The organism is Mycobacteriales bacterium, assembly GCA_035995165.1.
In the GTDB taxonomy this organism is placed as follows: Bacteria; Actinomycetota; Actinomycetes; order Mycobacteriales; family CADCTP01; genus CADCTP01.
The window spans coordinates 80,020-106,515 of the sequence record DASYKU010000124.1; the positions used below are offsets into that span (position 1 = coordinate 80,020).

At 73.2% G+C, this 26,496-nt stretch carries 22 protein-coding genes; 17 read left to right on the top strand and 5 right to left on the bottom strand.

Annotated features, from left to right (window positions below):
• Nucleotide 1: 1 nt before the first annotated feature.
• A complete protein-coding gene (locus VGP36_21175; protein ID HEV7657221.1) occupies nt 2-1,957 on the bottom strand; it encodes a Wzz/FepE/Etk N-terminal domain-containing protein in 1,956 nt (651 codons plus the stop codon).
• A 259-nt stretch (nt 1,958-2,216) separates the two neighbouring features.
• On the opposite strand from VGP36_21175, the gene VGP36_21180 reads away from it, so the two are divergent.
• The 3 genes from VGP36_21180 to VGP36_21190 all read left to right on the top strand — a co-directional run bounded on the left by VGP36_21180 (nt 2,217) and on the right by VGP36_21190 (nt 8,134).
• Nucleotides 2,217-3,143: a hypothetical protein gene (locus VGP36_21180; GenBank protein ID HEV7657222.1), complete on the top strand. Its 927-nt coding sequence runs from the start codon at nt 2,217-2,219 to the stop codon at nt 3,141-3,143.
• 171 nt (nt 3,144-3,314) lie between these two features.
• The gene (locus tag VGP36_21185) at nt 3,315-6,698 is read left to right on the top strand and encodes a PKD domain-containing protein (GenBank protein HEV7657223.1); all 3,384 of its coding nucleotides are present in this window, start codon (nt 3,315-3,317) and stop codon (nt 6,696-6,698) included.
• Between the two features lie 197 nt (nt 6,699-6,895).
• Nucleotides 6,896-8,134 (top strand): hypothetical protein, encoded by a 1,239-nt coding sequence (locus tag VGP36_21190; GenBank protein HEV7657224.1) that lies wholly within the window; start codon nt 6,896-6,898, stop codon nt 8,132-8,134.
• A gap of 291 nt (nt 8,135-8,425) precedes the next feature.
• On the opposite strand, the gene cysC is transcribed toward VGP36_21190, so the two are convergent.
• Nucleotides 8,426-9,778: an adenylyl-sulfate kinase gene (gene cysC / locus VGP36_21195; protein ID HEV7657225.1), complete on the bottom strand. Its 1,353-nt coding sequence runs from the start codon at nt 9,776-9,778 to the stop codon at nt 8,426-8,428.
• Nucleotides 9,779-9,902: 124 nt separating this feature from the next.
• Here cysC and VGP36_21200 point away from each other — a divergent pair, with 124 nt between their 5' ends.
• The 3 genes from VGP36_21200 (at nt 9,903) to VGP36_21210 (ending at nt 12,398) form a co-directional block, all read left to right on the top strand.
• Nucleotides 9,903-10,853, top strand: coding sequence for a sulfite exporter TauE/SafE family protein (locus VGP36_21200; GenBank protein ID HEV7657226.1), 951 nt, complete (start codon nt 9,903-9,905; stop codon nt 10,851-10,853).
• A 79-nt stretch (nt 10,854-10,932) separates the two neighbouring features.
• Nucleotides 10,933-11,709, top strand: a complete 777-nt coding sequence (locus VGP36_21205; GenBank protein HEV7657227.1) for a hypothetical protein — start codon at nt 10,933-10,935, stop codon at nt 11,707-11,709.
• A gap of 233 nt (nt 11,710-11,942) precedes the next feature.
• Entirely contained in the window at nt 11,943-12,398 is a 456-nt protein-coding gene (locus VGP36_21210; protein HEV7657228.1) for an Rrf2 family transcriptional regulator, read from the top strand.
• On the opposite strand, the gene VGP36_21215 is transcribed toward VGP36_21210, so the two are convergent.
• Nucleotides 12,395-13,063 carry an SIS domain-containing protein gene (locus VGP36_21215; protein HEV7657229.1) on the bottom strand — a complete coding sequence of 223 codons (669 nt, stop codon included), beginning with the start codon at nt 13,061-13,063 and terminating at the stop codon, nt 12,395-12,397. The genes VGP36_21210 and VGP36_21215 overlap by 4 nt on opposite strands.
• Nucleotides 13,060-13,608, bottom strand: a complete 549-nt coding sequence (locus tag VGP36_21220) for a proprotein convertase P-domain-containing protein (GenBank protein HEV7657230.1) — start codon at nt 13,606-13,608, stop codon at nt 13,060-13,062. Before VGP36_21220 ends, VGP36_21215 begins: the two co-directional genes overlap by 4 nt.
• A gap of 75 nt (nt 13,609-13,683) precedes the next feature.
• Here VGP36_21220 and VGP36_21225 point away from each other — a divergent pair, with 75 nt between their 5' ends.
• From VGP36_21225 to VGP36_21250, 6 genes are all read left to right on the top strand, one after another.
• Nucleotides 13,684-13,878: a hypothetical protein gene (locus VGP36_21225; protein ID HEV7657231.1), complete on the top strand. Its 195-nt coding sequence runs from the start codon at nt 13,684-13,686 to the stop codon at nt 13,876-13,878.
• Nucleotides 13,879-13,926: 48 nt separating this feature from the next.
• The gene (locus tag VGP36_21230) at nt 13,927-14,250 is read left to right on the top strand and encodes a hypothetical protein (GenBank protein ID HEV7657232.1); all 324 of its coding nucleotides are present in this window, start codon (nt 13,927-13,929) and stop codon (nt 14,248-14,250) included.
• Nucleotides 14,247-15,026 (top strand): class I SAM-dependent methyltransferase, encoded by a 780-nt coding sequence (locus VGP36_21235; protein ID HEV7657233.1) that lies wholly within the window; start codon nt 14,247-14,249, stop codon nt 15,024-15,026. Before VGP36_21230 ends, VGP36_21235 begins: the two co-directional genes overlap by 4 nt.
• Nucleotides 15,027-15,110: 84 nt before the next feature.
• Nucleotides 15,111-18,662 carry a transcription-repair coupling factor gene (gene mfd / locus VGP36_21240; GenBank protein HEV7657234.1) on the top strand — a complete coding sequence of 1,184 codons (3,552 nt, stop codon included), beginning with the start codon at nt 15,111-15,113 and terminating at the stop codon, nt 18,660-18,662.
• Nucleotides 18,663-18,728: 66 nt separating this feature from the next.
• Complete coding sequence (locus VGP36_21245) at nt 18,729-19,916, top strand: hypothetical protein (protein HEV7657235.1); 1,188 nt, start codon at nt 18,729-18,731, stop codon at nt 19,914-19,916.
• A 51-nt stretch (nt 19,917-19,967) separates the two neighbouring features.
• Nucleotides 19,968-20,924 carry a MazG family protein gene (locus VGP36_21250; GenBank protein HEV7657236.1) on the top strand — a complete coding sequence of 319 codons (957 nt, stop codon included), beginning with the start codon at nt 19,968-19,970 and terminating at the stop codon, nt 20,922-20,924.
• Nucleotides 20,925-20,935: 11 nt separating this feature from the next.
• Here VGP36_21250 and VGP36_21255 read toward each other — a convergent pair whose 3' ends face one another.
• Nucleotides 20,936-21,841: a DUF3592 domain-containing protein gene (locus tag VGP36_21255; GenBank protein HEV7657237.1), complete on the bottom strand. Its 906-nt coding sequence runs from the start codon at nt 21,839-21,841 to the stop codon at nt 20,936-20,938.
• A 192-nt stretch (nt 21,842-22,033) separates the two neighbouring features.
• Here VGP36_21255 and eno point away from each other — a divergent pair, with 192 nt between their 5' ends.
• The 5 genes from eno (at nt 22,034) to VGP36_21280 (ending at nt 26,420) form a co-directional block, all read left to right on the top strand.
• On the top strand, nt 22,034-23,323 hold the full coding sequence (eno, locus tag VGP36_21260) for a phosphopyruvate hydratase (protein ID HEV7657238.1): 1,290 nt from the start codon (nt 22,034-22,036) through the stop codon (nt 23,321-23,323).
• A 167-nt stretch (nt 23,324-23,490) separates the two neighbouring features.
• Nucleotides 23,491-23,886 (top strand): septum formation initiator family protein, encoded by a 396-nt coding sequence (locus VGP36_21265; GenBank protein ID HEV7657239.1) that lies wholly within the window; start codon nt 23,491-23,493, stop codon nt 23,884-23,886.
• Nucleotides 23,883-24,431 (top strand): DUF501 domain-containing protein, encoded by a 549-nt coding sequence (locus VGP36_21270; GenBank protein HEV7657240.1) that lies wholly within the window; start codon nt 23,883-23,885, stop codon nt 24,429-24,431. The genes VGP36_21265 and VGP36_21270 overlap by 4 nt, the downstream gene beginning before the upstream one ends.
• Nucleotides 24,428-25,354 carry a Ppx/GppA phosphatase family protein gene (locus VGP36_21275; protein HEV7657241.1) on the top strand — a complete coding sequence of 309 codons (927 nt, stop codon included), beginning with the start codon at nt 24,428-24,430 and terminating at the stop codon, nt 25,352-25,354. Before VGP36_21270 ends, VGP36_21275 begins: the two co-directional genes overlap by 4 nt.
• Before the next feature lies 1 nt (nt 25,355).
• Nucleotides 25,356-26,420, top strand: coding sequence for a M24 family metallopeptidase (locus VGP36_21280; GenBank protein HEV7657242.1), 1,065 nt, complete (start codon nt 25,356-25,358; stop codon nt 26,418-26,420).
• Nucleotides 26,421-26,496 lie beyond the last annotated feature (76 nt).

Below are 26,496 nucleotides of genomic sequence, written 5' to 3' on the forward strand. Positions count from 1 at the left end.
CTCAGTCCGCCGCCGGGCGGGTGATCCGCCGGGTCGGCTCGTCGATGGCCGCCTCGACCGCCGGGTCGTCCGCGCCGGCCGGCAGGTGGCCGTTGCCGGTCACGCTCCCGTTGGCCTTGCCGCCGGCCTTGGTGCCGTTGGTCTTCGCGGCGGTGCCGTTGGCGGGCGTATGCCCGTTGGTGGCGATCCCGTTGGTACGGGCGGTCCGGCCGTTCGTGGTCCCGTTGGCCCGGCTCTCCAGCTGCTGGGTCAGGTCGTCGGCGGCCGCGCCGTAGCGGTCCTCGGCGCCGTACCGGTCCTCGGCGCCGTACCGGTCCTCCGCGCCGTACCGGTCCTCCGCGCCGTACCGGTCCGAAGTGGACGGTGCGGGCGGGGTGAAGCGGTCGGGCGCGTAGCCCCGGTCGGCGGCCGCGGCCGGAGTGGCGGCGGCGGTGGCGGCGGGCTGGGCCCGCTTCTCCCGGCGCACCGGCACCCGCGGCATCGCGACCATCCCGATCGAGCGGGTGCCGACCAGGTCGATCAGCCGGGCCGCACGCAGCACCTCGTCGTGCGTGGTGGCGCCGAGCTCGACCACCAGCACGGTCACGTGGGCGAGCCGGGCCAGCGTCTGGGCCTGCGAGCCCGAGGACATCGGCGGCGCGTCGATGACGACGAACCGGGCCGAGTGCCGGAACTGGCGGATGGCCTGCTCGGTGAGGAAGACCTGGGTCGCCTCGCTGGTGAGCTCGGCCTCGGCGCCGGGCGGGATGACCCGCAGGCCGTGCGCGGTGGCCGGGCGCTGCTCCAGGTCGGAGACGCTGTAGCCGCCGTGCAGAAGCTCGGACAGGCCGGGCGCGGTCGGGTCGAGGTCGAGGATCTGCCGGCCGCTGGAGGAGGGGTCGGCGCAGACCAGCACGGTGTCCAGGTTCATCCGGGCCAGCGAGACGGCCAGGTTGGCGGCGACGATGCTGCCGGCCGGCCCGTCGGAGGCGCCGGCGACCAGGATGATCTGCTCCCGGTCGGACACCAGTGAGACCAGCACGTTCCGCAGCTCGCTGAACGCGTTGCCCTGCCGGCTGTGCGTGCTCTGCACCAGGCTGAAGTCGGTCCGGGTGCCGGAGGGCACCTCGACCAGCACCGGCACGTCGAACTGACGCTCCAGGTCGACCGAGCGGCGGACCCGTTTGTCGGCCCGCTCGATCGCGAACGCGAGCATCAGCCCGAACAGCAGCCCCAGCAGCAGGCCGCTGGCGATGGCGAGGATGCCGAGCGGACCGGAGGCCGTGCTCGGCAGCTGCGCGTCGGTGGTGATCAGCCCGGGATCGATCTGGGTGGTCTGCAGCGGGATCAGCCGGCCCTGCAGGATGTTCAGCTGGTCGGTGATGGTGTTGACCTGCGCCTGCGCGGCGGCGTGGTCGGCCGAGGTCGGCGACAGCGCCGCGAGCTGGCTCGAGTACTTCCTCAGCGCGACCCCGAGCGTGTTGACCTGGGTCTGCAGCGCCTTGATCTGAGCGCTGGTGCTGGCCTTGGCCGTGTCCCCGCGCACGGCGAGGTACGCCTCGGCGAACGCGTGCGCGCCCTGCTGGGCGGCCAGCGGGTTGTCGGTGGTGAAGGCGATGTTGAGGAACGAGGTGTTCGCCGGCACGGTGATCGAGACCGCCTTGCCGAGCTCCTCCGGCGTGACCGAGGTGCGCAGCAGGTCCCGGGCCTTGGTCTCCACCAGCGTCGACTTGACCAGCTGGGCCTCGGTGTCGAGGTTGACCTCGCCGGACGTGCGGCCGTTGGCCACCGCGCTGTCCGACCCCGTCGCGTTGACCTGCACGCTGGCGGTCGAGGTGTACTGCTGGGTGCGGGTGGCCGTGAAGGCGTAACCGGCGCTGACGCCGACCAGCAGGCCCAGAGCGATGGCCCACCAGCGCCGCTTCGCGAGACGCAGGTAGTCGCCCAGCTGGAGCGTGCTCCCACCGGACGAGCGCATCTGGCTCACTACGTACCCCCTTCACCCTGGACGCGAGAAGTCTCTCGCATGCGCAGGTGTGGTCCACCGCCGGCCGCGGGACGCCGACGTTCGAATCGGTCTCAACGTTAGCCCGTACGGCGGTCGACCCACGGGTGAACCCGGAGATTTGAGATCTCTCACCCAGCCAGGGTTCAGCGTATGCTCCGAGCCCTTACCGACCCGGGTCGGCTCGGTCCGAGCCCCGGTTCCTCGCCCGCGCCGGATCCTGGGGGAACGAGTGCGCGTCTGCTACCACATCCAGTCCCACACGCTGCCCGCCCAGCTGGTGCGGTTGATCCGGACGATCCGTACGTCCAGCCCCACCGGCCTGGTCGTCGTGAGCCACTCGGTGACCGGCCCGGAGCTGGAGCTCGGCGAGCTGGCGGACGACCCCGCGGTGATCGTCCGCCGGGTCCCCAACGGCTACGGTGACTTCTCCCACATCGACCGCTGGCTCGAGGTGGTCGACCTGCTCGTCGAGCGGGGCGAGGACTTCGACTGGCTGTGCAACCTCAGCGGCCAGGACTACCCGCTGGTGCCGCTGGCGCAGGCCGAGCGGGAGCTGCTCGAGGGCGGCGCGGACGGCTACCTCCAGCTCTACCCGGTCTTCACCGCCGGCGGGAAGTGGCCGCGCAGCAAGGGCCTGACCCGGTACGCCTTCCGCTACGCGCGGCTGCCGCTGCCGCCGAAGGCCCTGCGGTTGCTGCGCCCGCTCGCCGCGGTGAACAAGGTGCAGCCGCTGATCCGCGTCAACGCCGCGTACGGGGCGTTCGGGGTGCGGCGGCCGGTGCCGATCCCGCTGCCGCAGTTCTGGGGCGGTTCCTTCTTCTGCTCGCTCTCCCGCGAGTGCGTGCTCTACGTCCGGGACTGGGTCCGGCAGAACCCTCGGCTGGTCCGCTACTTCCGCGGGGTGCTCGCGCCGGAGGAGGTGTTCTTCCAGACCGTGCTGCGCGGCGCCGGCCGGTTCGAGCTGACCGCGGACAGCAAGCGCTACTTCGACTTCCGGGAGAGCAAGGGCAATCACCCGAAGGTGCTGCGGGTGGCCGACCTGCCCCGGATGGAGTCCCGCGGCGCGCACTTCGCCCGCAAGATCGACGAGCGCGTCGACCCGGAGCTGATCGACCTGCTCGACGAGCGGGTGCTCGGAGTTACGCACTCTCAGTAGTCATTTCATTGCGCAGAACGCACGAACGAGTGTGATCACGGTGCGTGTTCGCTGTGAGTTGCCGATTCGGGTTCCGAGAGCCCGTCATTGCCCGTACGGTCCGCACGTCTGCCGGACGGGGGCGTCGCCTCCCGCCGATGTTCCTTTGGGGGGAATGTGACGAGACGATGGGTGGCTGCCGTCCTGGCGGCCTTGGTGGGGACCCTGCTGGCGGTACAGCCGGCCTGGGCGGTCAACGCCCAGCAGAGCACGGCCGTGAACGCGGTCCCGTCGGCGGCCACGCCGAACGCCGTGGGCGGAGCCGTCTTCTCGATGGCTCAGGTCGGCACGACGATCGTGATGGGCGGCGCGTTCACCTCGATGCAGTCGCCGAACCGGGCGACCACGTACAACAACATGCCGTACATCGCCGCCTTCGACCAGAACACCGGTCAGGTCGTCACGACGTTCGCGCCCGGCCTGGACGGGGCGGTCAACGCCGTGCTGCCCGGCCCGACCGCCGGCACCGTGTACGTCGGCGGCAACTTCAACAACGTCGGCGGGGTCAAGGCCAAGGGCCTGGTGCTGCTGAACGTGACCACCGGTGCCCGGGTCGCCGGCTTCGCCGCGATCAGCATGAACGGCATCGTCAACAGCGTGCAGCGGCTGGGTGCCCGGCTGTTCGTCGGCGGCACGTTCACCTCGATCGGCGGCCAGACCCGCGGCGGCATCGCCTCGATGAGCGCCACCACCGGCGCCGTCGACTCGTTCGTCACCAGCACGGTCACGGTCAACCACAACTGGACCTCGACCAACGGCGGGGCCAAGGCGGCGGTCGGTGTCTCGAAGATCGACATCACCCCGGACGGCTCCCGGATGGTCGCGATCGGCAACTTCAAGCTCGTCGACGGGCTGTCCCGCGACCAGGTCGCGATGTGGAACCTGTCCGCCACCGGCGCCACCCTCCGCGCCGACTGGCAGACCCACCGCTACGAGGCGGCCTGCTTCTCCTGGGCGTACGACTCCTACATCCGGGACGTCGACTTCTCCCCGGACGGCTCGTACTTCGTGATCGCCGCGACCGGCGGTGGCAACGGCACGCTCTGTGACACCGCGGCCCGGTTCGAGACCGACGCGACCGGCACCGACATCCAGCCGACCTGGGTCGACTACGCCGGTGGTGACACCGTGCTGTCGATCGCGATCACCGGCACCGTGGTCTACGCCGGCGGTCACATGCGCTGGATGAACAACCCCAACGCGAGCGACTTCGCCGGTGGCGGCTCCGTGCCGCGGCCGGGCCTGGTCGCCCTCGACCCGGCCAACGGCATCCCGCTGACCTGGAACCCGGGGCGCAACCCGCGCGGCGCCGGCGCGTACTCGCTGCTGGCCACTCCGCAGGGGCTCTACGTCGGCAGCGACACCGACTACATCGGCAACCGGAAGTACTTCCACGGCAAGATCGCCTTCTTCCCGCTGGCGGGCGGCGTCGCGCCGGCCTCCACCGCGGTGCAGGCGCTGCCGGGCGGCGTCTACCTGGGCGCGTCCCAGCAGGCCGCCGCGTCCAACGTGCTCTACCGGGTCAACGCCGGCGGCAGCGCCGTGCAGGCCGTCGACGCCGGTCCGGACTGGTCCGACGGCTCCGGCAACGTCAGCGGCGGCAACAACGCCGGCTACAGCCCGGTGCCCAACGTCGACGCGAGCGTGCCGGCGACCACCCCGCGCTCGATCTTCGACAGCGAGCACTGGGGCGCGCAGAGCTGGACCTTCCCGATCCCGTCCGGGTCCACGGTCAAGGTGCGGCTCTACTACGCCAACCGGTGCGGCTGCACCTCCGGCGTCGGGCAGCGGGTCTTCAACGTCGCCATCAACGGCACCGCGGTGCAGTCCTCGTACGACATCGTGGCCAACGTCGGCGACCAGACCGGCACCATGAAGGAGTTCCCGGACATCACCGCCGCCGCGGACGGTGCGGTCCACATCGACTTCAGCAACCAGGTCGAGAACCCGCTCATCAACGGCATCGAGATCGTCCGTACCGACATCGCGGCCCCGCCGGCCGGCGCCGCGGGCGCGCTGACCGAGCGCAACTTCGACGGCAGCACCGCGGGTGCCGCGACGGCCGTGACCTCGCCGCTGGACTTCAGCACCGTGCGGGGCGCGACCCTGGTCGGCAACCAGCTCTACTACGGCAAGACCGACGGGCTGTTCTACCGGCGGACCTTCAACGGCGCCACGTTCGGGGCCGAGGAGCTCGTCGACCCGTACAACGACCCGGCCTGGGTGAACGTCGACACCGGCTCCGGCCAGACGTTCAAGGGCCAGCGGCCGTCGTTCTACAACGAGATCACCAACATCACCGCGATGTTCACCGACGGCTCGGGCCAGCTGTACTACAAGCTGCTCGGCGACTCGAACCTCTACAAGCGCTCGTTCAGCGCGGACAGCGGGATCATCCACGACAACCGGATCGCGACCGGGACCCAGCTGCCCGACATCACCGGGGCGTTCTACTCCGGCGGGAACCTCTACTACGCGACCCGCGCGGACGGGAACCTGTCCAAGGTCGGCTTCTCGGCCGGCACGCTGACCGGCGCCGCGACCGTGGTGAGCGGCCCGGCCTCGGACGGCGTGGACTGGCGCTCCCGGGCGCTGTTCCTCGGCCCGCGCATCGCGGCCAACACCCCGCCGACCGCGGTCGCCGCGGTGACCTGCTCGGGGCTGGACTGCTCGGCCACCGCGGCCGGCTCGGCCGACAGCGACGGCACGATCGCCTCGTACTCGTGGGCGTGGGGGGACGGCACCACCACGACCGGCTCGACCTCGACCCACTCGTACACGACGGCCGGGCCGTACACGGTCACGCTGACCGTGACCGACAACGACGGCGGGACCGCGACGGCGACGAAGCCGGTCACCGTCACGGCGCCGCCGCCGGTGACCAACCCGATCACCTTCCGGGCCACGGCCGGCAACCAGGCCAACGCGACCTCGGCGAAGATCACCGTGCCGGCGACCGTGCAGGCCGGCGACGGCCTGGTGCTGGTGATGACCAGCAACAGCAACACGGTCACCTACGGCGACCCGGCCGGCTGGGCCGTCGCGAACACGGTCAGCACGACCGGCATCACGACGAAGGTCTACTCGAAGGTCGCGACCGCGACCGACGCCGGCTCGGTCGTCACGGTCACCGCGAGCGCCGTGAACAAGATGGACCTGCGGCTGGCCGCGTACGGCAACACGAGCACCACGGCGCCCGTCGCCACGGTGACCACCGCGGTCGACACCGCCGCGGTGGCGGCCCACACGACGCCGGCGGCCTCCGTCACCGGCAGCGGCAAGTGGGTCGTCTCGTACTGGGGTGACAAGTCGGCGGCAACGGCGGCCTGGACGGCTCCGGCCGGCCAGACGGTGCGCGGGGTCACGATCGGCACCGGCGCCGGGCGGGTCACCTCGCTGCTCACCGACGCGGGGGCCGCGGCCGCCGCGGGCCCGGCCGGCGGGCTGACCGCCACGACCGACGCCCCCGGCACCAAGGCGACGATGCTGACGATCGTGCTCAACCCGGCCTCCTAGGCCGTGCAGTACGACGAGGGTCCGGTTTCCGCCGGGCCCTCGTCGTATTCAATTCATCACCGAAAGTAGTGCTTTCCCGAAGTATCTGAGCGGCCCTCCGAATGCTCCTAGGATTCGTCAGGGGGCCGTCGTGGGGCGGCTGCGGACTTCCGGGGGGAAGAATGCGGGGAAGGCTTTTCGCAGTCAGTGCTGCGACGGTGTTCTGTACGGCGCTCGTCGCCGCCACCGGCGCGGTAGGTGCCGACGCGTCCATCGGGCTCGGCACGGTGGTGAGCACCAACCCGGTGAACTACACGCCGAACGTCACCAACGGTGCGGTCTACAAGACCGCCGAGATCAACGGCATGCTCTACGCGGGCGGCTCGTTCACCTCGGTCGCCGCCGCGGCCGGGACGTCGCCGCAGGGCACGTTCGGCCGGGCGCACATCGTGGCCTTCAACGCCGCGACCGGGTCGGTCTCGACGGCTTTCGCGCCCAACGTGAACGGCGCGGTCTGGGCGATCGTCGCCGGCGGCAGTTCGCTGTACGTCGGCGGGTCCTTTTCCAGCGTCAATGGCGTCGCCCGGCGCGGAATCGTGAAACTCGATCCCGTCACCGGCGCCGTCGACAGCGCGTTCAACGCGAAGCTGAGCGGGAACGTGTCCGAGGCCGCGGTCGTGAACGGGCGGCTGATCGTCAGCGGCACGTTCGCCAAGAAGATCGCCGCGCTGAACCTGACCACCGGCGCCGACACCGGCTACATCACCGTCCCGATCACCGGGTCGGTCGCGCCCAACGCCGGCGCGGTCGAGGTCTACCGGTTCGCGGTCAACCCGGCCGGGACCCGACTGGTCGGCATCGGCAACTTCACGGCGGTCGGCGGGCAGACCCACTACCGCGCGCTCATGCTCACCCTTGGCGCGACGTCGGCCACCGTGAACGCCTGGCGGTACAAGCCGCTCGAGGTCGCCTGCTCGGCGCCGAAGCTCCCGGACCAGACCCGGGACGTCGACTTCTCCCCGGACGGGTCGTACTTCGTGATCGTCGCCACCGGCGGCACGCCGTCGCGAGGCCAGGGCGCGGTCGGCATCTGCGACGCCGCGGCCCGCTTCGAGACCGACGTCGTCGCGCCGGCCAAGCCGACCTGGATCAACTACACCGGCGGCGACACGCTGCACTCGGTCGCCGTCAGCGACAAGGCCGTGTACGTCCAGGGTCATCAGCGCTGGCTGGACAACCCGCAGGGCCACGACAACCCCGGTCCGGGCGCGGTCGCCCGGCAGGGGATCGGTGCCATCGACCCGGTCTCGGGCAAGGCGCTGCCCTGGAACCCCGGCAAGGACCGCGGCGTCGGCGGGCGGGACCTGCTGATCACGCCGCGCGGGCTGTGGGTCTCCAGCGACACCGCGCACATCGGCGGCGAGACCCGGATGCGGGTCGCCCTGCTGCCGGTCTGAGCCCTGGCCGGGCGGCCGTCGCCCCGACCGCCCAGCCATCTCCCCACCGTCTCGCCGGGGTCCACCCCGGCGGCTCGGGCGCGGCCGGCCCGCGCCCAGCGGGCGTCGTCGACGTGCCGACCGGTGCCGCGCGGACGGACCGGCCTGGCGCCCGGGCGCTTTCGCGCCCGGCGGGCGTCGTCGCCGTGCCGGCCGGTGCGCCGTGCCGGCCGGTGCCGGATGGGCCGGTCCCGCCCCGCTGGCGCTGTTCTCGTCCGGCGCGGCCTGGGCAGCGGGCGCCAGGTTCTCCCGCTAAGACGTGAGCCAGCCGCCGGTTCGCAGCGCGGTGAGGAGACGGGCGAGGGACGCGTCGAGCGGCTCGGTCGAGGTGTCGACGACGAACTCCGCATCGTCCGGCTCCTCGTACGGATCGCTGATCCCGGTGAACTGCGGGATCAGACCGGCCCGCGCCTTGGCGTACAGCCCCTTGCGGTCGCGCTGCTCGCAGACCTCCAGCGGCGTCGCGACGTGCACGAGGAAGAAGTCGCCGACCGCCTCGGTCTCGGCCCGGACCGCGGCCCGCGTCGCCGCGTACGGTGCGATCGGGGCGCAGACGGCGATCCCGCCGTGCCGGGCGACCTCGGCCGCGACCCAGCCGATCCGCCGTACGTTCAGATCGCGGTCAGCCTGCGAGAAACCGAGCCCGCGTGACAGTTCTCGACGCACCACGTCGCCATCGAGGACGGTCAGACTGCGCCGGCCGTCTTCGAGCAGCGCGTCGATGAGCGCGCGGGCGACCGTCGACTTCCCCGAGCCGGACAGTCCGGTGAAGAACACCACCAGGCCCCGGCGGGACCGCGGCGCCCGCCAGCGGCGCAGCTCGGTCCGGACCTCGGCCGGGGCCAGGTCCTCGGGCAGGTCCTGCTCGGTGTCGAGCGCGGCCAGCGCCGCCGCCCAGGGCCCGCCGTCGAGCATGAGCACGTCGCTCGCCCCGTACGCCCGGGCGACGGCGACCGCTGCGGCCTCGTCGGCGGCCGGGTCGGCCAGCCGGCGCAGCGGCACGGTGACCACCCTGGTGTCGCCGCCGAGCGCCCGGCCGGCCGCGAGCACGGACCGCACCAGCGCCTCCGGCGGGAGCCCTCCGGTCTGCCGGCCCGCGGTCCGGGCCAGCAGCAGCACCGACTTCTGGCCCGCGGCGGTGACCCGCTCCAGGTCGGTGGCCAGCGGCGGCCGGTCGCAGACGACCGCGAGCACCGGCCCGTCCTGCTCGGCCCGGACCTGCTCCGGCGGTCGCTGCAGCCCGCGGAACGGCCCGTAGGCCGGCGGCCGGAGCGCCTCCAGCACCCCGACCCAGCCCCCATCGCCGATCCCGGTCACGGCGGCCCTGCCCCCGCCGGTCCCGGTCGTGCCGGTCCCGGTCGCGTCCACGACGAGGACGGCGAGCGGCGTGCCTTCCGGGTCGGCGAGCACCAGCCGTCCGGTGCCGGCGACCTGCTCATCCACGTCCGGGACCCGGCGCAGCGCCACCCGGCCGTCGCCCAGCGGCCGCAACTCACCGCCGAGGTCCACGTCCACGCCCGCGAGCAGCAGCTCCAGGTCGGCGAGCAGCTCAGGCCCGGCGGCGTGCACCGGCCACGAATCCAGTCCGGCCGGCAGCAGGTCCATCCCCGTACCCTCTCCTCGCGGTCGCGGGCACGATCTCATCACACGGGAGCCATCCGGGATTTCACCTCCTGGCCATCGGCTGGTCGTTACGCTCGGAACCAGGCCGTACGTCCAGGGGGGCTGGGTGGATCCGACCATCGTCATTGCCGGGCTGATCGTGGGTGTCCTGGTGGGCCTCACCGGCATGGGCGGCGGGGCGCTGATGACGCCCGTGCTCGTCCTGCTGTTCGGCGTCCAGCCGCTCGCCGCGGTCTCCAGTGACCTCGTCGTGTCGCTGTTCATGAAGCCGGTGGGCGGCTTCGTCCACCTCAGGCACGGGACCGTGCACTTCTCGCTGGTGAAGTGGCTGTGCGTCGGCTCGGTGCCGGCCGCGTTCGGCGGCGTGCTGCTGCTGCGGGCGCTGGGCGACGGCGAGCGCGTGCAGAACGTCGTCAAGTACGCGCTCGGGGTCGCGCTGCTGCTGGCCGTGGTGACGATGTGCGCCCGCGGCCTGCTCGACCTGCGCCGGCACGGGAAGTCCTGGCGCGCCGGCAGGCAGGGGGGCGTCGCGGGCAGCCCGCATCCCTTGGTCGTCCGCGTTGTTCCTACTGTTCTGATCGGGGTCATCGGCGGGGTGGTGGTCGGGATGACCTCCGTCGGGTCCGGCTCGCTGATCATCGTGCTGCTCCTGGTGCTCTACCCGCGGCTGCGGGCGGGGGAGCTGGTCGGGACCGACCTGGTGCAGGCCGTCCCGCTGGTCGGTGCGGCCGCGCTCGGGCACGCCCTGTTCGGACAGGTCCAGATCGGGCTCACGTTGGGGCTGCTCGTCGGCGCGATCCCGGGCGTGTGGCTCGGGGCCCGGCTGTCCAGTCGCGCGCCGCAGATGGTGGTACGCCGGGCGCTCGCGCTCGTGCTCATCGCGTCCGGGCTGAAGCTGCTCAACGCGTCCAACGGCCAACTGCTGGCCGCGCTCGTGATCGTCGGGATCGCCGGCCCGTTGCTGTGGATGGCGGCGCGGCGGCGGGTAGGGCTGCCGGCGTCCTGGCGGACGGAACGGCGCATGGTCACCGCCGAACGCGAGACCGTCGCAAGCTGAGCGCGCACTCTGTCAGGCCGACGTTCGGATTTCGGTAAAACGGCCTCTGGTCGGTCATATCCGTGGCTACGCTGCGCGCGTGACGTCCAGGGGGAAAGTCTTCGCGGCGCTGTACTACGGCGGCCTCGCGCTGGTGCTGGCGCTGGTGCTGCTCCAGCTGCTCGACGATGTGCTGGGCAAGCAGTTGGCCGCCCACGTCGGCCACAACAGCGAGGCGTACCTGGCCGCGCTCGTGGTGACCGCCTGGATCCAGTTCGTCCGCCCGCGGCTGGCCGGCACCAAGGCCGAGTGGACCGTCGCGCTCGTCGTCGGCGTGGCCCTGGTCGTCGTCGGGATCGTGCTGGTCCAGACGCACCTGCCGAGCCGGTTCCGGACGCTCAACGAGGCGTTCATCGGGATGGGCATCCTCATCCCGTACGTACAGGCGCGCCGGCCGCTGAACAAGATCATCTCCTACGGGCTGCCCGGCCTCGCGCTGCTGGCGGTACTGATCCTCGGCAACACCGGCGTGGTCAAGGACCAGGCCGAGAGCGTGATGATGCTGATCCTGCTGCCGATCGGGCTGGACCTGATCGACCGCGGCATCCTGCAGTCCGACGCGGTCACCTCGGTCCGCAACCGCTTCTCCTGGTACGCGGCGCTGATCCTGATCCCGGTCATCTTCGTCGCGCTGCGCAAGGGCGCGCACGTCGGCGGCTGGGCCGGCAACCGGATGCTGTACTCCCAGCGTGGGCTCGAGGGCTACATCTTCGGGTTTTTCCTCGAGGTCTACCTGGCCGTCTTCCTGGGCTGGGTCGGCCGCCGCGTCATCCCCGCCCACCGCCGCAGCACCACCCCCGCCGTCGCCCGCCAGTAGCCCCTCCCGCCGCACGGGTTCGGCTTGGTTCTGTCTCCGCGCGGGCCTCGGCTTGGTCCTGTCCGGTCGGGCCTCGGCTTGGTGCTGTCCGCGCGGGCTCGGCTCCCGCAGTTGCCGCCCGGGACTTCCTGGTCAGGCCGTCTCGGCTGCCGCAGTGCTCGGGTCCGTCCCGCCCGCCGCGCCGGGTGGGGGTGGGCTCAGCTGCGCCCGGCCGGATGAGCCACACTCGGAACGTGCACATCTCCGCCCGGACCGACTATGCGGTGCGGGCAATGCTGATTCTGGCCGCCGCGGGCCAGGACACCGTGACCGGTCAGGCGCTGGCCGCCGGTCAACAGCTGCCGCAGAAGTTCCTGGAAGCGATCCTCGCCGACCTGCGCCGGGCCGGCCTCGTCCGCAGCCGGCGCGGCCCCGTCGGCGGCTACGCGCTCACCCGGCCGCCGTCCGAGATCGCGATCGGCGAGATCGTCCGGGCCGTCGACGGGCCGCTCGCGGTCGTGCGGGGTGAGCGCCCCGAGCAGGCGGTGTATGCGGGCGCGGCCGAGCACCTGGGCACGCTCTGGGTGGCGCTGCGGGCCGCCGTCCGAAGCGTGCTCGACGACGTCACGCTGGCCGAGGTGCTCGCCGGGGAGCTGCCGCAGCAGGTCCAGGACCTGATCGACTCACCCGGCGCCTGGCACTCCCGCTAGCCCGCGCCACCCGGCTCGGAGTCGGCCAGCTCCTGCTCGACGAGCTCGCAGAGGGTGTGGCCGAGCAGCATGCAGAGTTCCTGGACGCGCGGCGTGTCCTCGCTCGGCACCCGGACGCAGATGTCGACCACGCCCGCCACCTTGCCGCCACCCGCGCCGGTCAGCGCGATCGTGACCATCCCGAGCTCGCGCGCGGTCTCCAGCGCCCGGACGACGTTGGCCGAGCTCCCGCTGGTGGACAGCCCGATCGCGACGTCCCCCGGTCGCCCCAGCCCGGCGACCTGGCGGGCGAACACGTCGTCGTACCCGTAGTCGTTGCCGATCGCGGTCATCGCCGCGGTGTGGTCGGACAGGCAGGCCGCGGCGAGCGACCGCCGCTCCAGCGCGAACCGCCCGAGCAGCTCAGCGGCGAGATGCCCGGCATCGGAGGCCGAACCGCCGTTGCCGAAGAACAGCACCTTCCCGCCGCCCCGCAAGCTCTCCGCCACCCGCTCCGCCGCCACCGCCGTGGCGCCGATCGCATCCGTTCCCACCCGACTCCCGCTGCTCCGGGTGCCGGCCTCGGGCGGCCCGGTGGCGGGGCCGGAGTGAGCGGCCAGCAGACGCTGGGCGGCCGCGATGCTGTCCGCCACCCGCGCGCGCAGCACGCTCTCCCGGTCGATCACGGAGTCGGCCCTACCCCCTGCAATCGGAAACAGTCCGGCCCGGACCGCGGAGTCGCGGGCTCGCGCCGGACCGTACCGCGCCGGGTGCGGCGCGAGCCGATGACTAGAGGACGAGCCCCAGCGGTCGAGGAGCCCGGTGTCCCCGGCGAACACGTCGCTGACCCGCAGCGTCCAGGTTCCGCCAGCGGCGAGGCGGCGGCGTTCACCGTCGCCACCACATCGAAGTTGGCCGCCCGGTCGTACGGCGCGAGCACCTTGATCCGATAGACCCGCCCGTCCGGCGCGACCAGGCCGGCGCCGAGATCACCCCGGTGCGAGTGCACGATCCGGACGGTGACCCGCAGCGCGCCCGGCGCCTTGCCGGTGCGCCCGGTGACCACGATCGAGGATTCGATGGTGCCCTGGTCCGGGATCGGCACGTCGGTCTCGTCGAACGTCCCGCCGGTCGGCGGCACCGAGGTCGGCCCGCTGGTCGTGGGCGGCGCAGGGATCGTCGGCGGCGGCGGGTTCGAGTCGTGGACGGCCCCGGGTTCGGCGACGCACACGGCGGCTGCGGGATGCCCGGCGGCAGCGGGATGATCCGGCACCCAATCGGCGGCTGAGTGGTCGTCGGTGCCGGGGTGGGCGTGGTCGGAGCCGGCGTGGTCGGAGCGGGCGTGCTCGGCGCCGGCGGCCCGGGCGTCGTCAGGTCGCCGGTGAACAACAGTCTGTTCGGGGTGCCGACCGGGACGTCACCGAGCGCGCCCGTCGTCGCCGAGCCGATCAATGCCGCCTTGACCGTCGCCGCACTCGCGCCGGGATGCGTGCTCAGGTAGCGCGCGGCCGCTCCTGCGACGTGCGGGGCGGCCATCGAGGTGCCGCTGATGGTCTGGGTGTCGGTGTCGTTGCGGTCGTTGTCGGACGTGATCCCGTCACCGGGCGCGGTCAGCGCGACGCACCTGCCGAAGTTGGAGGAGTCCGTGAACTGGTCGTCCTGGGTGCTGGCACCGACCGCGATCCCGGTCGGGACCCGGGACGGCGAGGACCGACAGGCGTTCGCCGTGGCGTTGCGGGCCGCGATCGCGTACGTCACACCGCTGGAGATCGAGGTCTGGATCGCCTGGTCCAGCGCGGTCGACTCACCGGCGCCGGCCAGGCGCCGAACTGAGTTGACCGCCGTCCGGCCGGCCGGTGGAATCCTGGCGTGACAGAGTCCGCGGAGCTCCCCGAGCACGCCCAGCGCAACCGTCAGTACTGGGACGACATGGCCGACTCCTGGGTCGAGCCCGGCCGGCGGAACTGGGCGGCGACCGACCCGACCTGGGGCTCCTGGTCGATCCCCGAGTCCGAGCTGCGGCTGCTGCCCGAGGACCTGACCGGGCAGGACACCATCGAGCTCGGCTGCGGCACTGCGTACTTCTCGGCCTGGTTGGCCCGCCGGGGCGCCAACGCGGTCGGCATCGACAACTCGGCCGCCCAGCTCGCCACCGCCCGCGCCTTCCAGCAGGAGTTCGGGCTCGAGTTCCCCCTCGTCCATGGCAACGCCGAGCACGTCCCGTACCCGGACGCCTCCTTCGACCTCGCCCTCTCCGAGTACGGCGCGGCGATCTGGTGCGACCCGTACGAGTGGGTCCCGGAAGCCGCCCGGCTGCTGCGGCCCGGCGGCCGCCTGATCTTCCTCGGCAACCACACGCTGCTGCAGCTCTGCTCGCCGGACACAGCGGTGCCGGAGCCGGCGGCGGATCGGCTGGTCCGCGACTACTTCGGGCTGCACAGGATGGAGTGGATCTCCGACGACAGCGTCGAGTTCGCCCTGCCGTACGGCGAGTGGTTCCGGCTGCTGCGCGCCTGCGGGTTCGAGATCGAGGACTTCCTGGAGCTGCAGGCGCCCGTCGACGGCACCCGCGACTTCGACTACGTCACCGCGGCGTGGGCGAGGCGCTGGCCGTCCGAGCACGTCTTCAAGGCCGTCAAGCGGGGCTGAGTTCGGCGTACTCTTGGTGCTGACACCCCCGGTCCCTGTGGATCGGGGGATTACCGTGCTGCCCCCGGAAGGCTCGCCGCCGCCATGACGCTGTCCGGACTGCTCGACGCGGTCCTGCCCGATCCCGCCCTCACCCGTGCCGTCTCCGCTGCGGGTGCCGCCTCGCTGGAGCTGACCGCTCCGGCCGCGCTGCGCCCGTTCGTCACCGCGGCGCTGGCCGCCGACCCCGCCGAGGGCGGTGCCGGCCGGCCGGTGTTCGCCGTCACGGCGACCGGCCGCGACGCCGAGGACCTGGTCGAAGCTCTGCGCTGCGTGCTGCCGGCCGACGAGGTCGTCGCCTACCCGTCCTGGGAGACCCTGCCGCACGAGCGGCTCTCGCCGCGGGCGGACACCGTCGGCCGCCGGCTGGCCGTGCTGCGCCGGCTGGCCCACCCGCGTACCGACGACCCGGCGACGGGACCGATCCGGGTGGTGGTCGCCTCGGTGCGTGCGCTGCTGCAGCCGCAGGTGCCGGGTCTTGGCGACCTGGAGCCGGTCAGCGCCCGCACGGGCGACGTCGTCGACCTGGAGGACCTGGTCGAGCGGCTGGTCGGCGTCGGCTACACCCGCGTCGAGCTGGTCGAGAAGCGCGGCGAGTTCGCCGTCCGCGGCGGCATCCTGGACGTCTTCCCGCCGACCGAGGAGCACCCGGTCCGGGTCGAGTTCTGGGGCGACGACGTCGAGGAGGTCCGCTTCTTCAGCGTCGCGGACCAGCGGTCGTCCGGTCCGGCCGAGCACGGTCTGTGGGCCTCGCCCTGCCGCGAGCTGCTGCTCACCCCGTCGGTCCGCGATCGCGCCAAGCAGCTGGCGACCGAGCACCCGGAGCTGGCCGAGATGCTGGACCGCATCGCCGACGGCAACGCCGTCGAGGGCATGGAGGCGCTCGCCCCGGTCCTCGTCGACGACCTGCGGCTGGTCCTGCACGATCTGCCGGCCGGAAGCCACGTCCTGGTCTTCGACCCCGAGCGGGTCCGCACCCGGGCCTCCGAGCTGGTCCGGACCTCCGCCGAGTTCCTCAACGCGTCCTGGGCCGCGGCCGCCGGCGGCGGCACCGCGCCCGTCGACCTCGGCGCGGCGGCGCTGCGCTCGGTCGAGCAGGCGCACGAGGACGCCATCGCGCTCGGCATCCCGTGGTGGACGCTGAGCCCGTTCGCGGCCGACGCCTCGCTCGGCTCGACCGACGCGCTGGCCGTCGACGCTGCGCCGGCGGAGGAGTACCGCGGGGACACCGAGCGCGCCATCGCCGACGTCCGGCAGTGGGCCCGCGACGGCTGGCGGGTCGCGATGGTCTTCGACGGGCCGGGACCGGCCCAGCGGGCGGTCGAGCAGCTCGGCGCGGCCGAGGTCCCGGTGCGCGGAGTGCCGGCGCTGACCGACGTACCCGAGGCGGGCTTCGTCACCGTCTCCACCGGCCGGTTGTCCGGCGGCTTCGTCGCGCCGGGGCTGCGGCTGGCGGTGCTCGGCCAGGCCGACATCACCGGCCAGCGCGGCCAGTCCACCAAGGACATGCAGCGGATGCCGTCGCGGCGCAAGCGCAACGCCGTCGATCCGCTCGCGCTGCGGGCCGGTGACCTCGTCGTGCACGAGCAGCACGGCGTCGGCCGGTACGTCGAGATGGTCCGCCGGACCGTCAACGGGGGCGAGCGCGAGTACCTCATCCTCGAGTACGCCCCCGCCCGCAAGGGCCAGCCCGGCGACCGGCTGTTCGTGCCGACCGACTCGCTCGACCTGCTCACCCGGTACGTCGGCGGCGAGGCGCCGACCGTCAACCGGCTCGGCGGCGCCGACTGGGCCAAGACCAAGGGCCGTGCCCGCAAGGCGGTCAAGGAGATCGCCGGCGAGCTGATCCGCCTCTACAGCGTGCGGATGGCGACCAAGGGCCACGCGTTCGGCGCGGACTCGCCCTGGCAGCGTGAGCTGGAGGACGCCTTCCCGTACGTGGAGACGCCCGACCAGCTGGGGGCGATCAACGAGGTCAAGCACGACATGGAGCAGACGGTCCCGATGGACCGGGTGGTCTGCGGCGATGTCGGCTACGGCAAGACCGAGATCGCGGTCCGGGCGGCGTTCAAGGCGGCCCAGGAGGGCAAGCAGGTGGCGGTGCTGGTGCCGACCACGCTGCTGGCCCAGCAGCACTTCTCCACGTTCTCCGAGCGGATGGCGCAGTTCCCGGTCACTGTGCGGTCGCTGTCCCGGTTCGACAGCGCGAAGGAGACGCAGGCGACGCTGACCGGGCTGATCGAGGGCAGCGTCGACATCGTGATCGGCACCCACCGGCTGCTGCAGCCGACCACCCGGTTCAAGGACCTCGGGCTGGTGATCGTCGACGAGGAGCAGCGGTTCGGCGTCGAACACAAGGAGTACCTCAAGACGCTGCGGGCCTCGGTCGATGTGCTCTCGATGTCCGCCACGCCGATCCCGCGGACGCTGGAGATGTCGCTGACCGGAATCCGGGAGATGTCCACGATCCTCACCCCGCCGGAGGAGCGGCACCCGGTCCTCACGTTCGTCGGCGCGTACGACGAGAAGCAGGTCGCCGCCGCGATCCGGCGCGAGCTGCTGCGCGAGGGCCAGGTGTTCTACGTGCACAACCGCGTCGACTCGATCGAGCGGGCCGCGGCTCGGCTGCGCGAGCTGGTCCCGGAGGCGCGGGTCTCCGTCGGGCACGGGCAGATGAGCGAGGACAACCTCGAGCGCGTCATGGTCGGCTTCTGGGAGAAGGACTTCGACGTCCTGGTCTGCACCACGATCGTCGAGTCCGGGCTGGACATCCCCAACGCGAACACGCTGATCGTCGAGCGGGCCGACCACTTCGGCCTCTCCCAGCTGCACCAGCTGCGGGGCCGGGTCGGGCGGGGGCGCGAGCGCGCGTACGCCTACTTCCTCTTCCCGCCGGAGAAGCCGCTGACGGAGACCGCGCTGGACCGGCTGCAGACGATCGCGGCCAACACCGAGCTCGGCGCGGGCATGCAGGTCGCGATGAAGGACCTGGAGATCCGCGGCGCGGGCAACCTGCTCGGCGGCGAGCAGTCCGGGCACATCGCCGGTGTCGGCTTCGACCTCTACGTGCGACTGGTCGGTGAGGCCGTCGCGGACTTCCGCGGCGACGCGCCAGCGGAGGAGGCGGCCGACGTCAAGGTTGACCTGCCGGTCGACGCGCACCTGCCGCACGACTACATCCCGGGCGAGCGGTTGCGGCTGGAGGCGTACCGCGCGCTGGCGGCGGCGGAGTCCGACGAGGCCGTGGACGCGGTCCGGGACGAGCTCGCCGACCGCTACGGCCCGCTGCCGGAGCCGGTGGCGAGCCTGCTGCAGGTGGCGCGGTTCCGCGCGTTCGCCCGCCGGTACGGCGTGACCGAGGTGTCGTTGCAGGGCTCGGTGGTGCGCTTCTCCCCGCTGTCGGTGCGGGAGTCGCAGGAGATGCGGATGCACCGGCTCTACCCGCGCTCGGTCTGGAAGGCCTCGGTGGGCACCATCTCCGTGCCACGCCCGGGCAAGCCGGGGCAGCCGGTGCGGGACGTGCCGCTGCTGGAGTGGGCCCGGACGGTGCTGGTGGACGTGCTCGGCGAGCCGGCGGCGGTGCCTGCTCGGGCGTGACCGCCCGAGTGTCCGCTCGCCGTACCCGTCGGTGGGTTCCACAGGCCCGCGTGAGAGCCTGTGGGCGTGACCGACGCCGCCGTCTCGCGCCCGTCCGCGCGCGTCTCCGCCGCCCGACCGTTCGCCACGACCTCGCCGGGTCACCGGCGCCGGCGCCGGCTGGCCGCCGCGGCAGCGCTCTCCGCGGCCGCGGCGCTGCTGCTGTCCGCGTGCGGCGACTCGCGACCGGGCACGGCCGCGGTGGTCGGTGCCCAGCGGATCACCGATGGTGATCTCCAGAACCTCGTCACCGAGTCCCTGGACGCGCCCGGCGTGCGGGCCGCGCTGCCGGCCAGCGACTACAAGGGCGACATCGGCGCCTACCGCCGCGCGGTGCTCAACGTCGAGGTCGAGCGGCTGCTCGCGGAGAGCGGCGCCCAGAAGCTGGGCATCGCGGTCGACGAGAACGCGGTCGACTCGCGCTACAAGTTCTTCGAGGACCAGTCCGGCGGCTCGAGCTCCTTCGCCTCCCAGCTCGCGACCCGGCTCGCGGTCTCGCCGTCGCTCTACCGGCAGCTGGTCCGGACCGAGGTCATCGAGTCGGAGATCGGTTACACCCAGGGCGGCGTCGCCCGCCCCACCGCCGCGCAGCTGCAGGCGCTCTACGCGCAGTACCTGCCGACCGCGGTCAGCGCGACCCTGAGCCTCATCCAGGTTCCGGACCAGGCGACGGCGAATGCGGCCGCGACCGCGATCCGCCGCGCGCCGGACACCTTCGCGGCCGTGGCCGCCCAGTTCGCCGGCTCGGGTTCGCAGACCGCGCCGGACGCGCAGAAGTACGTGCTGAGCCGGCTGCCGGCGGACCTCGCGGCCCGGCTGGAGAAGACCCCGAAGAACACGATCTTCCCGTACGCGCTGGCCAACGGGGACGCCAAGGCGTACTTCGTGATCCGCTTCGGGAGTATCGACACCCCGTCGCTGGAGGACGCCCGCCCGCAGCTGGAGGCGCAGACGCTCCAGCAGGCGGCGGCCGCGGGCCAGAAGTACCTGCAGCAGGTGGCCAAGGACCAGGGCGTCACCGTGAACCCGCGTTACGGCAGCTGGCAGGCCGGTCAGCTCGCGATCACCGACTTCGTCAACCCGGTGATCAAGCCGACCCCGTCGCCCGCCGCATCGTCCGCCCCGGTGCTGCCCGACGGCGGCACGGGTGACGGCACGACCGGCGGCTCGGGTGCCACCGACGGCAGCCAGCCCGCCCCGACTCCGACGCCCTGACCTCGGGACGCCCGGCGGCCGTCCGCCGGGCCGGCCCGTACCGTGGGGGCCGTGGACCGGCTGCTCATCGTCACGTCGTCGCCGCGGCTGCCCGCCGGGGTCCTGTCCTGGCCGGCCTGGGAGGCGCTGCGGTCCGGACCGGTCCGCGCGCTCGACCCGGAGACGGCCCAGGCGCGCGCCGTCCGGGCGGCCGGGATCGACGTGCTCGCGGCGCCCGGCGCGGCCGCCGTCCGGGAGTTGGCCCGGGGCGGCCGGACCGCGGTCTGGCTCGCCGGGCCGGGCGGTGACCCGGACGTCGTCGCGGCGCTGAGCGAGCTTGCGGCCACCGACGACGGCGTCGAGGTCGAGGTCGTCACCGGTTCCTGGGACCCACCGGGCGCCCGGCTGCTCGACGTGGTCGCGGTGATGGACCGGCTGCGCTCGCCGGGCGGCTGTCCCTGGGACGCCGAGCAGACCCACCAGACGCTCGCGCCGTACCTGCTGGAGGAGTCGTACGAACTGCTCGAGGCGATCGAGGAGGACGACGTCACGCACCTGCGCGAGGAACTGGGCGACGTCCTGCTGCAGGTCGCCTTCCACGCCCGGCTGGCCGAGGAGCGGCCGGACGGGGAGCGCTGGTCGATCGACGAGGTGGCCGCGGACCTGGTGGCCAAGCTGATCCGCCGACACCCGCACGTCTTCGCCGACCGGGTCGTCGGCGGCGTGGCCGAGGTGGCGGCGAACTGGGACGAGATCAAGGCGGCGGAGAAGCGGCGCGAGTCGGTCACCGACGGCGTGCCGCTCGGGCAGCCGGCCCTGGCGCTGGCGGCGAAGCTGCAGCGGCGGGCGGCCAAGGCCGGTCTGGACGTGGCCGCGCCCGGCGACGGCCTCGGCGCCCGGCTCTTCGCGATAGTCGGCGAGGCGGTCGACGCGGACGTGGACCCGGAGGCGGCACTGCGCGCCACCGCTCGCACGTACCGTTCCGCGTTGCGCGCGGCCGAGGGCGCTTCGGCCGACGGCACCGACTAGGCCGCCGGGTCTCACGTCGGATCCGATCCCCGGACGGTCGGAACCCAGAACAGCGCCGCCCCGGCCAGCACGGTGGCCAGGACGAAGCTGACCCGCCCGCCGTCGTCCACGTATGCCCAGAGGATGCCCAGGATCGGCGCGGCCACGAGCAGGCCGGCGTCGGCCCGGAACTGCCGGCTGAGCGGGACATCGGTGCCGACCACCCGGTCGGTGCTCTCCGGGTCGATCCCCTCGCGGTCGATCTCGCCCCGGGGCGCCGCCGGCCGCCGGCGACCGGCCTGCCAGACGTGCGTGCCGTCGATGTCGAAGGTCAGCATCCGGTCCCGGGCGGGGCGGCCGTGCACCAGTGCGGTCTCGCCGGACTCGAGCGTCTCCAGCACCGGGTCCCAGTGCACCGAGACCCACCAGGTCCGCCCGCCCTCCTCCACCTGCAGCCAGGCCCTGCGGGTGATCCCGAAGCGCGACCGGGCGTAGGTCACCGGCATCATCGTGGCCGGTCGCCGCTCGGCCGCCCGCCGGCGGACGACGTGCACCACGCTGGCGAGGATCACCCCGGCGGTGAGCAGCGCGGACAGCAGGATGCCGAAGGTGAGATCGGCCAGTTGCGCCGTGGTCTCGTCGCCGTTGACGAACACCCGGGCGGTGTCGGCGGGGTCGTATCGCACGGTCACCTGGGTGCCGACGGCCGCCGCGGACGGCCGCTCGGCGCGCACGGTCGACGTGTGCCGCGCGCCGGTGCCGTCGGTCCAGGTCACCTCCAGCTGCTTGCGGTCGTCGCCGAGGCCGGTGGCCGCGATGGACCCGGCCGTCTGCGCCGTGGCGGCGCGGACCGGCGCCGAGTCGTGGGCGAGGCGCACCGCCAGCACGACGATCACGACCGGTCCGACCACCAGCAGGGGCAGCAGACCGAAGATCACATGCCTGACGGGCCGGCGATGCCAGAGGGCGTTCACGGGCCGGACTATGCAGGCGTTCATGACCTTGCCGCAAACAGTTGTCCACAAGCGGCACGCTCGTCCACAGATTGTCCGCGTCCCGGGATCCGCCGTTGACGGCGACTACTCTCTGACCCGTTCTTCCCTCAGACATTGCAGCGAAGGAGTGCTCCCGTGGCCACCATCGAGGCCGTCGGCGCCCGCGAGATCCTCGACTCGCGCGGCAACCCCACCGTGGAGGTCGAGGTCGCCCTCGACGACGGCACGATCGGCCGCGCGGCCGTTCCGAGCGGGGCGTCCACCGGCCAGTTCGAGGCGGTCGAGCTGCGCGACGGCGGCGAGCGCTACGGCGGCAAGGGAGTGCAGAAGGCCGTCACGGCCGTCCTCGATGACATCGCCCCGGCCCTGGTGGGCTTCGAGGCGACCGAGCAGCGCCTGGTCGACCAGGAGCTGACCGACCTCGACGGCACCGCGGACAAGTCCCGCTTCGGGGCCAACGCGATCCTCGGCGTCTCCCTCGCGGTGGCGCGGGCGGCGAGCGAGTCCGTCGGGCTGCCGCTGTTCCGCTACGTCGGCGGCCCGACCGCGCACGTGCTGCCGGTGCCGATGATGAACATCCTCAACGGCGGTGCCCACGCGGACAGCAACGTCGACGTCCAGGAGTTCATGATCGCGCCGATCGGCGCGCCGAGCTTCAGCGACGCGCTGCGCTGGGGCGCGGAGACCTACCACGCGTTGAAGTCCGTGCTGAAGGGCCGCGGCCTGTCGACCGGCCTCGGCGACGAGGGCGGCTTCGCGCCCGACCTGCCGGCCAACCGCGAGGCCCTCGACCTCATCATCGAGGGGATCGAGAAGGCCGGCTTCACCGTCGGACGGGACGTCGCGCTGGCCCTGGACGTCGCGGCGACCGAGTTCCACGGCTCCGACGGCTACACGTTCGAGGGCAAGACCCGCACCGCCGACGAGATGATCGCCTACTACGAGGACCTCGTCGGCTCCTACCCGATCGTCTCGATCGAGGATCCGCTGGACGAAGAGGACTGGGCGGGCTGGGCCCGGATGACGGCGTTGCTCGGCGGCCGGATCCAGATCGTCGGCGACGACCTGTTCGTCACCAACCCGGAGCGGCTGGCCCGCGGCATCGGCGAGCAGGCCGCGAACGCGCTGCTGGTGAAGGTCAACCAGATCGGCACGCTGTCCGAGACGCTCGACGCGGTCTCGCTCGCGCACCGATCGGGCTACCGCTGCATGATGAGTCACCGTTCCGGCGAGACCGAGGACACCACGATCGCCGACCTCGCGGTCGCGACCGACTGCGGTCAGATCAAGACGGGGGCGCCGGCCCGGTCCGACCGCGTCGCGAAGTACAACCAGCTCCTGCGGATCGAGGAGGAGCTGGACGACGCGGCGCGGTACGCAGGGGCCGGCGCCTTCCCCCGGTTCGCTGCGGGGGGCGCGGTCTGATGTCTCGTCGAGCGGCCGGCCGGCCCGGAGGCCCGGCGCGGAGCGGGCCCGGCGCGAGCCGTGGTTCGCGCCCGGCGCCGGCCGCCCGGCGCGGCTCGACGAGACCGGCCCGGCGCCGGTCGCCGTCGTCCACTTCGGACAGTGCCGGGGTTGAGCTGCCGGCGCCGGTGCGGCGGGCGCCGGGTGGGCTCACCGGACGGGCCGCCGTGCTCGGCCTCGTGGTCTGCGCGCTCGTGCTCAGCCTCGCGTACCCGGCCAAGGAATTCCTCGCGCAGCGCGGAGAGATCGGCCGGTTGCAGGACCAGCAGCGCCAGGCCCAGGTCCGGGTGACCGCGCTGGAGGAACGCAAGCGGCAGCTCGCGGACCCGGCGTACGTGCGGGCGCAGGCTCGGGCCCGGCTGCACTACGTGCTGCCCGGCGAGACGGTCTACGTCGTGGTGCCGCCGTCCGGATCCGGCGCCGCCGGCAGCGCCAAGCCCGATGTGCCCGAGGTTGCTCAGGACGGGTCCTGGTACGGGCGGCTGTGGGGGACCGTCCGCACCGCGGACGGGTCCGCACCATGACCGCCGACCCGTCCGGCGCGACCACCGCAGACGGGTCGGCGCCGGCACAGAGCGCCGTGAGCGAGCGGGATCGGGCGGTGGTGGCGGCGCAGCTGGGCCGTCCGCCGCGGGCGATGCGGGCCATCGCCCACCGGTGCCCGTGCGGACTGCCGGACGTGGTGGAGACCTCGCCGCGGCTGCCGGACGGCACACCATTTCCGACGCTCTACTACCTCACCTGTCCCAAGGCCAGCGCGGCCGTCGGCCGGTTGGAGGCGGCGGGGGTCATGCGGGAGATGGCCGACCGGGTGCGGACCGATCCGGGGCTGGCGGAGGGATACCGGGCCGCGCACGAGGCGTACGTGGCGCGGCGAGGCGAGCTCGGCGACGTGCCGGAGATCGCCGGGGTCAGCGCCGGTGGCATGCCGACCCGGGTGAAGTGCCTGCACGCGTTGCTGGGCCACGCACTCGCCGCCGGGCCGGGCGTCAACCCGCTCGGGGACGAGGTCCGGGCGGCGGTCGGGGAGTGGTGGTCGGCCGGGCCGTGCGTCGAGGAGCCGGCATGACCCGCGTCGCCGCCATCGACTGCGGCACCAACTCGATCCGGTTGCTCATCGCCGACCACGACGAGGCCGCCGGGACGATGACCGACGTGCTCCGGCGGACCGAGCTGGTCCGGCTCGGGCAGGGCGTCGACCGCACCGGCCGGCTCGCCCCGGAGGCGATCGAGCGGACCCGGGTCGCGCTGGCCGGGTACGCCGCCGACTGCGAGCGGGAGCAGGTCGAGCGGATCCGGATGGTCGCCACGAGCGCGACCCGGGACGCGGCCAACCGGGACGAGTTCCGGGCCATGGTGCTGGCGACCCTCGGCGCCGAGCCGGAGGTCGTGTCCGGGCACGAGGAGGCCGAGCTGGCCTTCGTCGGCGCGGTCCGGGAGCTGACCGACAGCACCTCGCCCAGACTCGTGGCTGACATCGGCGGCGGGTCGACCGAGCTCGTGCTCGGGGAGCGGCACGTCGAGGCCGCGTACAGCATGGACATCGGCTCGGTACGGCTGACCGAGCGGCACCTGCACGACGACCCGCCCACGCCCGGGCAGATCGCCGCGGCCGAGGCCGACCTGCGGGTGGCGCTGGCCGACGCCCGCCGGGACGTCCCGATCGAGCGGGCCCGCAGCTTCGTCGGGGTGTCCGGGACGGTGACGACGGTCGCGGCGCTCGCGCTCGGCCTGGACCGGTACGACCCCGCCCGCACCCACCACAGCCGGATCGCCGCCGCCGACGTATCCGCCGTCGCCGACTGGCTGCTGCGGGCGTCGAAGGCGGAGCGGGCCGCGAAGGCCGTGATCCAGCCCGGCCGGGTCGACGTGATCGCGGCCGGCGCGATGATCCTGCGCGTCCTGACCGAAGAGCTGGACGCCGCCGAGGTCATCGTCAGCGAGCAGGACATCCTCGACGGCATCGCCTGGTCGATCGCGGAGAAGGGCTGAGATGTACGCGGAACGCCACCGGCGGCTGAGCCGGTTCCTCGACGAGCACGAGCTGGACGCCCTGGTGCTACGCCGGCCGGCCAACGTCGCCTGGGCCGGTGAGGGAGCGCGGACCCACATCGACATGAGCGGTGAGCTCGGCGTGGCGTCGCTGGTCGTCACCAGGGAAGGCACCCGGGTCGTCACCTCCCGGATCGAGGCCGAGCGGCTCGCGGCCGAGGAACTGACCGACCCGGCCTACGAGTGGACCGTCCTGGACTGGATCGAGGACGCGACCGATCACCTGCCGGCCGGTGAGCGGGTCGGGGTCGACGGGCTGCTGCCGGGACGGCGGGACGTCACCGCCGAACTGGAGGTCGCGCGGCGCTCGCTGCTGCCCCAGGAGGTCGCGCTCTACCGCGCGCTGGGCCGGGACTCGGCCGAAGCGCTGACCGCGGCCGTGACCGGCTGCGGTCCGGGCGACAGCGAGTTCGAGTGGGCGGCGCGGGCGGCAGCGGAGGTCACCGCCCGTGGCGCCGATCCGCTGGTGCTGCTCGTCGCCGGCGCCGACCGGATCGCCCGGTACCGGCACCCGCTGCCCACCGCGGCGCCGGCCGGCGATCTCGTGATGGTCGTCGTCTGCGCCCGCCGGCACGGGTTGTGGGCGAACCTCACCCGGTTCGTCGCGCACCGCCCACTCACCGCGGACGAGACCGACGCCCAGGAGCGATTGCTCCGGGTCGAGGCCACGTTCCTCGACGCCACCCGGCCGGGCCAGCTGGTGCGGGACACGTTCGCCGCCGGGACCGCGGCGTACGGGGAGCACGGGTTCGACGCCGAGGAATGGCGCAAGCATCATCAGGGCGGGCCGACCGGCTACCTCAGCCGGGACCACCTGGCCACGCCGGCCTGCACGGAGGCGGTCGATGACGCGCAGGCGTTCGCCTGGAACCCGAGCGTGCCGGGGCTCAAGGTCGAGGACACGGTCCTGGCCACCGCGGCCGGGCCGGAGGTGCTCACGCTCGACCCGGCCTGGCCGCTGCAGGAGGTGGACGGCCGACCACGCCCCCTCGTCCTCATCCGCTGATCAAGGCGGACCGGAGGCCGGGGACGGCGCCGCCCGCAGGTCCCGGGAGAGGGGCGGCGGGCGGCGACGGGTGTGC